The sequence below is a fragment of the Candidatus Propionivibrio aalborgensis genome (assembly GCF_900089945.1).
Classification (GTDB): domain Bacteria; phylum Pseudomonadota; class Gammaproteobacteria; order Burkholderiales; family Rhodocyclaceae; genus Propionivibrio; species Propionivibrio aalborgensis.
The window spans coordinates 22,002-33,050 of sequence record NZ_FLQY01000268.1 but is presented as its reverse complement, the minus strand read 5'-3'; the positions used below and the strand labels follow the sequence as shown (position 1 = coordinate 33,050).

The 11,049-nt window shown below is 59.3% G+C and carries 10 protein-coding genes; 8 read left to right on the top strand and 2 right to left on the bottom strand.

The window, feature by feature from the left end:
* Positions 1 to 475: 475 nt before the first annotated feature.
* From PROAA_RS12740 to PROAA_RS12730, 3 genes are all read left to right on the top strand, one after another.
* A complete protein-coding gene (locus PROAA_RS12740; RefSeq protein ID WP_186411701.1) occupies positions 476 to 3,298 on the top strand; it encodes an adenosylcobalamin-dependent ribonucleoside-diphosphate reductase in 2,823 nt (940 codons plus the stop codon).
* Between the two features lie 73 nt (positions 3,299 to 3,371).
* On the top strand, positions 3,372 to 4,100 hold the full coding sequence (locus PROAA_RS12735; protein WP_186411700.1) for a BglII/BstYI family type II restriction endonuclease: 729 nt from the start codon (positions 3,372 to 3,374) through the stop codon (positions 4,098 to 4,100).
* A gap of 15 nt (positions 4,101 to 4,115) precedes the next feature.
* Positions 4,116 to 4,805, top strand: a complete 690-nt coding sequence (locus tag PROAA_RS12730; protein WP_186411699.1) for an MT-A70 family methyltransferase — start codon at positions 4,116 to 4,118, stop codon at positions 4,803 to 4,805.
* A gap of 54 nt (positions 4,806 to 4,859) precedes the next feature.
* Here PROAA_RS12730 and PROAA_RS12725 read toward each other — a convergent pair whose 3' ends face one another.
* The gene (locus tag PROAA_RS12725) at positions 4,860 to 5,096 is read right to left on the bottom strand and encodes a thioredoxin family protein (protein WP_186411698.1); all 237 of its coding nucleotides are present in this window, start codon (positions 5,094 to 5,096) and stop codon (positions 4,860 to 4,862) included.
* 137 nt (positions 5,097 to 5,233) lie between these two features.
* On the opposite strand from PROAA_RS12725, the gene PROAA_RS12720 reads away from it, so the two are divergent.
* The 5 genes from PROAA_RS12720 to djlA all read left to right on the top strand — a co-directional run bounded on the left by PROAA_RS12720 (position 5,234) and on the right by djlA (position 9,925).
* On the top strand, positions 5,234 to 5,575 hold the full coding sequence (locus PROAA_RS12720) for a winged helix-turn-helix transcriptional regulator (protein WP_186411697.1): 342 nt from the start codon (positions 5,234 to 5,236) through the stop codon (positions 5,573 to 5,575).
* Positions 5,576 to 5,640: 65 nt separating this feature from the next.
* Positions 5,641 to 6,309 carry an SGNH/GDSL hydrolase family protein gene (locus PROAA_RS12715; protein WP_186411696.1) on the top strand — a complete coding sequence of 223 codons (669 nt, stop codon included), beginning with the start codon at positions 5,641 to 5,643 and terminating at the stop codon, positions 6,307 to 6,309.
* 87 nt (positions 6,310 to 6,396) lie between these two features.
* Positions 6,397 to 8,067 (top strand): potassium channel family protein, encoded by a 1,671-nt coding sequence (locus PROAA_RS12710; protein ID WP_186411695.1) that lies wholly within the window; start codon positions 6,397 to 6,399, stop codon positions 8,065 to 8,067.
* A 128-nt stretch (positions 8,068 to 8,195) separates the two neighbouring features.
* On the top strand, positions 8,196 to 9,092 hold the full coding sequence (locus tag PROAA_RS12705; RefSeq protein WP_186411694.1) for a TIR domain-containing protein: 897 nt from the start codon (positions 8,196 to 8,198) through the stop codon (positions 9,090 to 9,092).
* Between the two features lie 59 nt (positions 9,093 to 9,151).
* Positions 9,152 to 9,925, top strand: coding sequence for a co-chaperone DjlA (gene djlA / locus PROAA_RS12700; protein ID WP_186411693.1), 774 nt, complete (start codon positions 9,152 to 9,154; stop codon positions 9,923 to 9,925).
* Between the two features lie 62 nt (positions 9,926 to 9,987).
* On the opposite strand, the gene htpX is transcribed toward djlA, so the two are convergent.
* Entirely contained in the window at positions 9,988 to 10,869 is an 882-nt protein-coding gene (gene htpX, locus PROAA_RS12695; RefSeq protein WP_186411692.1) for a protease HtpX, read from the bottom strand.
* Positions 10,870 to 11,049 lie beyond the last annotated feature (180 nt).

Below are 11,049 nucleotides of genomic sequence, written 5' to 3'. Positions count from 1 at the left end.
CCCATCGTGCTGACCAGCCGCGCCGACACGGCCGAAACGCGAATCGCCTCCTGCGTAATTGCCACGCTGATCGCCCACGCCAACCGCGGCAAGCAGGCCAAAACCGAATGATTCCGAGCATCCTGGTCGCCAGCAATGGCGGCGCTTCGTTCGAGCAAGCGCTTCAGTAGAACTCTCCTCGCGCGACCGGCGCTCCTGAGCCCGGCTTGTGCAGCGCAGCAAAAATATATTTTATTCCCCTCAGCACAGTGAATTCACAGTCTTTTTCCGTCTGCTGCACTCAGGCCAAAATGACTACATTTAGTTAATTTCTTGCCTATCACCACTGTATGTAGTAGCTTGGTAGCTGATTCACAAAATAATCGCCGGCGCGATCAGCCAGCTCTCTGCAGCACGAACGACAGCAGATTCACGTTCATGGAGTAGCTGTGCCTTTGACGCCGCAACGTAGTCACAAAAATGGAGGAGAATGGAAATGAACCAGAATGCGAAGCAACTGAGCTTTACCGCCATCGCTGACTCGCCGGGTGCGGCTCCGCTTGCCGAGCAGGAAATTTCCGGCGAAGTCCTGATCGAAAAATATGCCAAAGGCCGCGAAACCAACGTTCATGACGTACGTCGCCGCGTCGCCAATGCGCTGGCCGCCACCGAAGTCGAAAAAGACCGCGCCCTGTGGGAGGAGCGCTTCCTGTGGGCGCAGGAGAACGGTTTTGTCCCCGCCGGACGCATCAACTCGGCCGCCGGCACGCCGCTGGCAGCCACGCTGATCAACTGCTTCGTACAGCCGGTGGGCGACTCGATCGTCGAGATTGTCGACGGCAAGCCGGGCATCTACAGCGCCCTGGCCGAAGCCGCAGAAACCATGCGCCGTGGCGGTGGCGTCGGCTACGATTTCTCGTCGATCCGCCCTCAGGGTGCGCTGGTCAAGGGCACGCAGTCCGCCGGCGCCCGCCGCGGTGCGCAGATGGGCGTCATGCGCTGCGACCATCCCGACGTCGAAGTCTTCATTCACGCCAAGGACCATGGCGACCTGTCCAACTTCAACATTTCGATCGGCGTAACCGACCCCTTCATGCAGGCGGTTGAGGCAGACGACGAAGTCGAGCTGACGCACCGCGCCGAACCGAATGCCGACATGAAGATTTCCGGCGCCTATCAGCGTGACGACGGCATATGGGTCTATCGCAAGGTGCGCGCCCGCGACCTGTGGGATCAGGTGATGAAGTCCACCTACGATCATGCCGAGCCGGGAATCCTGTTCCTTGATCGCATGAACAAGGACAACAACCTCTACTACTGCGAGCAGATCGAAGCGACCAATCCCTGCGCCGAACAGCCACTGCCGCCCTATGGCTGCTGCTGTCTGGGCTCGATCAACCTGACGCTGTTCGTCAAGCATCCCTTTACCAACCGTGCCGAGTTCGACTTCGACGCCTTCGGCGAAGTGGTCAAGGTGTCGACGCGCATGCTCGACAATGTGCTCGACGTGACCGCCTGGCCGCTTGAACGCCAGCGTGAGGAAGCTGCCAACAAGCGTCGCATAGGCCTGGGTTACACCGGCCTGGGCGATGCGCTGTGCATGCTGCGCATGCGCTATGACCGCCCGGAAGCGACCGCCATGGGCGCGCGCATCTCCGAGCACATGCGCAATACCGCCTACCTCGCCTCGGTCGAACTGGCCAAGGAACGCGGCGCTTTCCCGCTGTTCAACGCCGAGTTGTACCTCACGGGTGGCAACTTTGCCTCGCGGCTCCCCGCAGAGGTCAAAAGCGAAATCCGCAAGCACGGCCTGCGCAACTCGCACCTGCTCTCGATCGCCCCCACCGGCACCATCTCGCTGGCCTTTGCCGATAACGCCAGCAACGGCATCGAGCCGCCCTTCTCGTGGACCTACAGCCGCAAGAAGCGCATGACCGACGGCACGATCAAGGAATACGCCGTCGAAGACTACGCCTGGCGCCTTTACAAACACATGGGCGGCGACGTCGAGAAACTGCCCGACTATTTTGTCACCGCGCTTGAAATCTCCGCCCAGGCGCACAAAAACATGGTCGCCGCCGTCGCCCCGTACATCGACACCTCGATCTCGAAAACGGTCAACGTCCCCGCGGAATACCCCTACGAGGACTTCCAGGATCTCTACATGAGCGCCTGGAAAGCCGGCCTCAAGGGTCTGGCGACCTACCGCCCGAACAGCATTCTCGGCTCGGTTCTATCGGTCGAGCCTACTCGCGCCGAGGCCGACGCCAAGGCACCGCATGATTTTGTCAGCGGCGACGCCAACCGTCGCCTGTCGATCAAACACCTGCCCGCCCCGGTACTCTCCAGCCTGCGCTGGCCGGACCGCCCGGACATGCCCGAAGGCAATATGGCATGGACCTACATGATCGAGCACGAGCACGGCAAGTTCGCCCTGTTCGTAGGTCAGATCGATCAGGATGGCCGCTCGTGGCCGTTCGAAGCCTGGGTCAACGGCCCGGCGCAACCCCGCGGACTCGGCGCCGTCGCCAAGACGCTGTCGATGGACATGCGCGCCAACGACCACGGCTGGCTCAAGCTCAAGCTCGAATCGCTGGCCAAGACGCCGAACGGCGAAGGTTTCGACCTGGTCTTCCCGCCGCACGGCGAGAAGAAGCGCATGCCGTCCGTCGTCTCCGCGATGGCGCGGCTGATCCAGTTCCGCGTCGAACAGATCGGCGCATTCAAGACCGAAGGCCCGACGCCGGTACTCGACGCCCTGTTCAGCCTGAAAGAGCCGAAGACCGGTACCGACGGCACGCTGTCATGGACAGTCGATATCTTCAACCCGGCCACCGACGAGGATTTCGTGCTCGGCGTCAAGGAAATCACCCTGCCCGACGGCGTCACGCGCCCCTACTCGATGTGGCTCTCCGGCAACTACCCGCGCGCCCTCGACGGCCTGACCAAGCTGCTCTCGCTCGACATGCGCGTCCTCGACCCGGCCTGGATCGGCATGAAACTGCGTAAGCTTCTCGACTACCCCGAGCCGCTCGGCGACTTCATGGCCTTCATCCCCGGCACCCGCCGGCAGACCAACTACCCGTCAACCGTCGCCTACCTCGCGCAACTTGTGATCCACCGCTACGCGATGCTCGGCATCCTCGATGAAAAAGGCATACCACTGCAACAGATGGGCATACTCGAAACCCCGGCTGGCAGCACCGCCGCCAAGCCCACCGCCGGAAAGCTGTGCGGCGAATGCGGCAACCACACGATGATCCGCAAGGACGGGTGTGATTTCTGCACGGCCTGCGGGGCGGTAGGTACTTGCGGGTGAGTGAGCCAACCGCGTCGTTGAATCACAGAGCTGTGCGTCAAGGAAACAGCAGCGATGCCAGTAGAATGCCGTGATGTTCGAAAAACTGAAGAAACGCGGCTACCAAATACTCACTTTGCACCATGCCGAAGCGATTCTGACGCACGACATGGCAACAGCGGTTACCGAGATCGAGTCGGTGCTGGAAGGCGCGTCCATCCCTGCCGAGGAGCTGGTTCGGGGTGGTGGCGGTGAAGGGGAACTCACGCAAAGATTGAGACGAGCGCTCAACGTCGAATACGGCTGGAAGAAGCACAACTTCGAAATAAAGAAGATCGTCGATGGCGTCGAGAAGGAGTCAATCTCGCATGAAATCGATCACGTAAAGAAATTCCCGGCCGGAACTTTTGCGCTCGAAATCGAATGGAACAACAAGGATCCATTTTTCGACCGGGATCTCGAAAACTTCAAGAGGCTTCATGCTGACGGGGTGATTTCCATTGGCGGAATTATCACTCGCGGTGAATCGCTTCAAGACTCGATGAAGGAAATCGTGAGTGCTTTTGCCAAGAAACGGGGTATCGACACCCTATCGGATCTGCAAGCGTACTACGCGCCAACCGCAAGGCAGAAACAACTCATTGAACGGGCAGCAATATCCAAAGCGTCGTTTCACGACGGTTGGGCAAACGCCTTCGTGTCCGACAAGTTTGGTGAGGCAACGACGCATTGGCGAAAACTGGTCGACCGGGTTCATAGGGGTGTCGGGAACCCATGCCCGCTCGTTTTGATAGGCATTCCAAAAAACATAGTGCTTGTTTGAGAATTGGGGCAACAAATGGCCGGAAAGGTGTACAACATCGCAGAACCGAATCCGTCGGAGGACTTGATCGCCAAAGTAGAAGGGCAATACTCAACAATTCTGGCTGATCCACCGTGGCAGTTCCAAAACCGCACGGGGAAGATGGCCCCGGAGCACCGGCGATTGTTGCGCTATCCGACCATGGAACTCAAGGAAATTGCTGCCTTACCTGTTTCAAAAATGGCCGCGGCAAAATCCCACCTCTATTTGTGGGTTCCTAACGCACTGCTTCAGGAAGGCCTTCAAGTAATGGAGGCATGGGGTTTTACGTACAAGTCGAATCTCGTCTGGTACAAGATTCGCAAGGATGGCGGGCCGGACGGACGCGGCGTGGGTTTCTATTTCCGGAATGTGACCGAGCTCGTACTATTTGGTGTTCGAGGCAGCATGCGTACGCTCAGTCCCGGGCGAACTCAAGTAAATTTGTTGAGCACGAGAAAACGAGAGCATTCCAGAAAACCAGACGAAATCTATGACTTGGTTGAGTCCTGTTCTCCCGGCCCCTATCTCGAACTTTTTGCCAGATTCAAACGTGAAGGCTGGCACCAATGGGGCAATGAGGACGTTGAAGAAAATACTTACCATGGCGTCGCCCGTCGCAAAGGTCATGTGGAAACACAACTACGACTACTTGAACCCCCAGCTGGATATCGCGTCAAAGCCTGACGCCCTGCAGGCGGGAGCTTCCTTCGGCCAGCCCCCACCTGCGGGATCGGACGGTCAACGCAATGCCGCGATGTCAGCGCCAAAGTTGATATGGAATGCTGCTCCATTCATGACGAGTGCTGGCACGGACTTGACACCGGCGGCTTCCGCTTCTTTCAGGCGCGACTTGTCGCTGCCAAGATGGACGACTTCAACGGCGTACTTCGCAGGATCAAGCGCTTCGGCTATAGTGTGTTCAGCCGCAATGCATACTGGGCAGCCGGCGTGGTAGAAAATGGCGTTGGTCTTCATGACTGTTCTCCTCAAGGTTCGTTCGTGCCAACTGGCACACCTGCATGGTAAGAACGGCGCCAGCTTCCGCAAGAAGGCACATTCCGGTACCCCGGTCACTTTTTGGTGTAACTTGCAGAATCGTCAGGGAAAAATAAATGTCGTCCGCAGCGAAATCCGTTTATTCGCAACTCGAAGATATCGTGGGCTGCAAGTGGTCCGTCTCGGTCCTGCGAGCCATCGCCGACGGCGTCACACGGCCGGGCGCATTGGAACGTCATGTCCAGGGGATTTCGACCAAGGTTCTGTCTGAGCGGCTACGAAAACTTACGACGTATGGTTTGCTGGCAAAGCATGTTTATGCGGAAGTGCCTCCCAGGACAGAGTATTCGCTGACCGCAAATGGTCGAAAACTGGTTGCCATAATCGACCAGCTGAAGCTTCTGGATGGCGAAATCAGGAGTGCCGAACAAAGGGTTTCGGCAGACGCCAACAAATGACACTGCCGGACTGATTCGTGGTGTGCCAAGAAAACTTGCGACGGAACTCATCCTTGGGAACCCTCATGCAGCACATTCTTGTTTATGCCGATTCGCTATCGTGGGGCATCGTCCCGACCACTCGCCAGCGGCTGCCCTTTGATCAGCGCTGGCCGGGAGTGATGGAGAATCTGCTCAATCAGTCCGGGACAAGCGTGCGTGTCATCGAAGACTGCCTCAATGGCCGGCGCACGGTCTGGGACGATCCGTTCAAGCCGGGAAGAAATGGCTTGGTCGGACTCGCTCAGCGTATCGAGATTCACTCTCCGCTGGCGCTGGTCGTGCTGTTGCTGGGCACAAATGATTTCCAGTCGATGCACGCGTATAACGCCTGGCATTCCGCGCAGGGAATAGCCGCGCTGGTTTCCGCCATCCGCAGCGCGCCGATCGAACCGGGCATGCCCGTACCGCCCGTTCTGGTAGTCGCTCCACCGCTCATCGGTTCGCCCAAGGGACCGATCGCTCCGAAGTTCGAAGGTGGCGAAAGAAGGTGCGTCGGCCTCGCCGACGCCTACCATAGGGTATGCCAGGAGCTTGGGTGTCACTTCTTCGACTCGAACACTGTCATCACCTCCAGCAAAGTCGACGGCGTGCATCTGGACGTCGAACAGCATTTTGCGCTGGGCACAGCGCTGTCGCAGGCGGTCGCTTCGCTGCTTCATACCGACATGCTCCAGCCACCGGGAACGCAGTAAAGTGCACGGAAATGGCCGGATTGTCGGTACGGAAAGTCCATGATGCCGGATTCCGACCATTACCCCCATAACTAACGGAGAAACAGCGTGGCTGCGCAACTCAAACGTTCGACAAAGCGCCTGCTCGCACTGATTCTCAGCATTCCCGTGGTGATCCTTGCGGGCGGCCTGATCTACATGTTTGGCATGACCTATCTGGAGCATGCGCCGCGCGACTTCCTGGCCAGCGTGGAATGGGCCGCCGAGACGCTGACCACCACCGGTTACGGCAGCGACGCGCGCTGGACGCATCCGCTGATGATCGTGTTCGTGATATTTTTTCAGCTCGTTGGCATGTCCTTTTACGTGCTGATTTTCCCCGTATTCTTTCTGCCCTACTTTGAGGAACGCTTCGAGGCGCGCCTGCCAGGCAGTCTGCCCGAGATGGCCGGACGTGTGCTCATCCATCGCTACGGCCCGGCGGTGGATTCGCTGGTCGAGGAGCTGCGCCGCGTCGGCACGGCGTTCGTCGTTCTGGAACAGGATGAACGCCAGGCCCGTCGCCTGCGGGATCGCGGCTACGACGTGGTCTTCGGCGCGCTGGACGAGCAGCCCGGGATGCTGAGCGGCGTCGAGGCTGCGCAAGCGCTGATCACCAACGCCGATGATCACGCCGATGCGACCTTCATCATGATGGCCAGGGAACGCGGCTATACCGGGCCCATCCTGGCGCTGGCCGAGGATCCGCTGCACCGTCCGCCGATGGAAAAGATCGGTGCAACCGCGGTGTTTACCCCTTCGCACGTACTCGGTGCGGCCCTGGCGGCTCGCGCCAGCGCGCGTATCAGCCCCAAGGTGGAAGGGCTTCAACTACTGGGCGAACGAGTCGGCATCGCCGACTTCCGGGTTCAGGCCAGCAGCCCGCTGGCCAGGCAGCGTCTCGGCGACCTGCGCATGCGCGCACACCACGGCGTTACGGTGATCGGGCAATGGAATGGCGGTCGTTTCGCCTCGGCTGAAGGCCCGGATACGCGTATCGAGGCTGGTGCAATCCTGGTCGTCGCCGGAGCACTCGCCAATCTGGCCAGAGTCGAACGCATGGCCACCCCGCTGCGTCTCCACGGCCCAATTGTCGTGGCGGGCTACGGGGCGGTCGGACGCAAGGTGGTGGAGATGCTGCACGATGCCGGTGAAACGACCATCGTGATCGACGTGCGCGCCGACCCTGAGGTCGATGTTGTTGGCAACATCCTTGAGCACGCCACCCTGGAACACGCCAGGGTGCGCAATGCGAGCGCCGTAGTACTGGCGCTCAGCAACGACAGCGCCGGGGTGTTCGCCACCGCGGTAGTGCGCGACTATGCGCCCGAAGTGCGACTGATCGCGCGCGTGAATCTGGCTCCGAATGTGGCCCGACTCTACCAGGCCGGTGCCGACTTCGCCCTGTCGGTGGGCCAGGTCGCCGGCCAGATTCTCGCCCACCATTTGCTGGGCGAGAGCGCGATAACCGTGGAACAGCGGCTCAAACTCGCCCGCGTGGCGCCAGGCACAATGGTCGGCAGACACCCATGGAAGGCCGAAGTCCGCGAGAAAACCGCATCCGCCGTGGTGGCGGTGGAACGCGGCACGGAAGTACTGGTGGAGTTCGACCCGGAATTTCAGGTGCGCGCAGATGACGTCCTGTTTGTGTGCGGCACAACCACGGGCCTGGATAAATATATGCGGGAATTTCGAGCCACCTCGGCAGAACGACCCGCAGCGCCAGCGGCCCGGTCGTGACGGCTATCGCTTAAAATGGGCGTTGGCGTATGTTGCAAATCTACCGGGCAGGTGTCGATTGTGCGCCAGAAATGACATACAACTTGTTCTGATTCCAGGTAGGTTTTGTTGGAAGACTCGAAACAGCAATGGCAGACATTTTTCTGAGCTACTCCCGAGAAGACGAGGCGAGAATCAAGAGCCTTGTTACTGAATTCGAGGCACAGGGCTGGACGGTCTTCTGGGATCGCCGCATCCCGGCGGGAGAGACCTGGCGAAGCTACATCGGCACCGCCCTCCAGGATGCCCGCTGCATCGTGGTCGCCTGGTCGCAGTCTTCGGTTGAATCGCAATGGGTTGCGGAGGAGGCCGACGAGGGGAAGGCGCGCAAGATACTGGTTCCGGTGCTGCTCGATCAGGTGCCCGCTCCGCGCGGGTTTCGTGAAATCCAGGCCGCTGACATATCGGGCTGGCAACCGGGACAAGCTTCCGAACGCTTCACCGAGTTGATCGGGGATCTCCGGCGAATCCTGGGCAAGCCGTCCGCATCAGCGCGTGAGATGCCACCAGCCGGCCAGCCCTTTACGCCGGAACGCAAAGCTGAAGGTCAAGCCGGAGGTCGATCGATGCATGGCCGGCGAACCGTTTTAGTTGCACTCCTTGCCGTCTTTGCCATCGGCATTGCGGGCTATTTTGTCGTCGAGTCGCTACAGACCGGCAAGCAGCACGTCCCCTCGCCGTCGATTCCGATGCAAGTAGCACGTGATCGCGCCGTGACGGCTGAGGCAACCCGCCCGGGCGGTTCCTGGCTCGTCGTTGCCGGCTCGTTCGGCCGCGACGACCTGCAGTCTGCCGAACGACATCACCTCAGGCTCACCCGTGCGGGGCTTGATACGACCGTGATCGACTCGAATGACTACCCTTTGCTTGCTCCAAACCTGTGGGTCGTGGCGATTGGCCCATTTGAATCGAGAGAGACGGCAAACGCCGCTCTGAGCCGCGTCAGGACGACCGTACCCGATGCGTACACCAAGATGGGACGCTAAATCCTTTCGAATCGGGATAGGCAGCCCCGTCTTTAACCCGAAAACCTTCTGGAGTCACCTTGTTCAAGTTAATTTTCTTCATCGCTGGTTTCTACTTTTCCGGATTTTTTGGAGCGCTCTTTGGCTTGTTTATCGGTTCATTGATCGACCGCTCGCGAGCCTATGGTCCCGGCGGAATAAACCCGCTGCAGAATGCAAATCGTCAGAGCGTATTCCTCGAAACGATGTTCATCTCGATGGGCAAACTGGCCAAGGCGGATGGGCACGTCTCGCAAGACGAAATCGCGCATGTCGAACAGTTGATGCAGAAGCTGGGGATGACCGCAGAACACCGTGCGCAGGCGATCGCGTTGTTCAAGCGTGGAGCCGACCCGGCGTTTGAAATCGGGGCGACTTACGCCAGATTCATTTCGGTTTGTGGCAAAACCAAGCATCTCCGACAGATACTGCTGGTTTATCTGATCGTGATGGCGACGGCGGATGGACATATTCATCCGGCAGAAGAAACGGTGCTCGCCGACGTCGCCAGGCGTCTCGGCTATGACCCGGCCACGTTCAGGCATTTGATGGAGATGGTGCTGAACCAGTCCCATTTCGCTGCAGGTCAGCCCAAAACAGCCGCCGCGCTGGACGACGCCTACAAAGCCCTGGGAGTCACAAAAGACAACACCGACAAGGAAATCAAGCATGCCTATCGCCAGCTGATCAGCCAGTACCACCCGGACAAGCTGATCGGACAGGGCCTGCCGGAAGACATGATCGCATTGGCAACCGAACAGGCAAAAGAGATCCAGCTTGCCTACGACCTGATCGCGGAGAGCCGGAAGATCTGAGTGAATCGCGCGTCAAGGCATCAATAATGACGGTGCTGAAAAACTCAGCTGGCGCAGATGAGTCACCGCTCCTGCGATGCCTTCAGCGCGGCAATACGCTCTTCCAAAGGCGGATGGGTCATGAACAGGCGCTTGAATCCGCTGCCGCCACCACCGGCAATACCGAACGCGGCCATCCGGTCAGGCAAGGGTTGCGGATGTAGCGCATTCAGGCGCTGCAATGCGGCGATCATGTTTTGCCGACCAGCCAGGCGCGCACCTCCGCGATCGGCGCGGAATTCGCGCTGCCGCGAAAACCACATGACGATGATTGACGCCAGAATGCCCAGCACCAGCTCGGCGATGATCATGGTGATGAAAAACGCGGGGCCATGGCCGCGCTCGGTCTTGAACACGACCTTGTCCACCAGATGGCCAATGACGCGAGACAGGAACATGACAAAGGTGTTGACGACGCCCTGGATCAGCGCCAGCGTCACCATGTCGCCGTTGGCGGCATGTGCCACCTCGTGCCCGAGCACCGCCTCGACCTCCGCGCGCGACATCTGCTGAAGCAAGCCGGTTGAGACGGCAATCAGCGAACTGTTCTTGCTCATGCCGGTAGCAAAAGCGTTGACCTCGGGTGCCTGGTAGATTCCGACCTCCGGCATCTCGATACCGGCTTCCGTCGCATACTTGCGGATGGTCTCGACCAGCCAGAATTCGGTCGAATTCGACGGTGTTTCGATGACCTGTACACCCATCGATTTTTTGACCGACCACTTGGATATGGCCAGCGAGATGAAAGAGCCGCCAAAGCCCATGACAGCCGCAAAGATCAGGAGTGAACCGAGGTTCAATCCGTTGGCGTTGAGGTAGGGCTCGACACCCAGCAGGCGCATGGTGACGGACAGTACCAGCACGATGGCCAGATTGGTGCCGAGAAACAGCAGAATTCGTTTCATCGCGATTCCTAAGAAGTATTCGTTTACAAGGTGTACCGTGCGCACGATCTCCCGCACGACGTGGCACCATATGGAGGCCAGATGCACGTTCTTCAAGTACATTATCCGGCACGCGCGCAAGCTGAGCCGGAACACGACGTCGATTGCTACATTGCGGAAATCGTCGATGTCGGATCGATT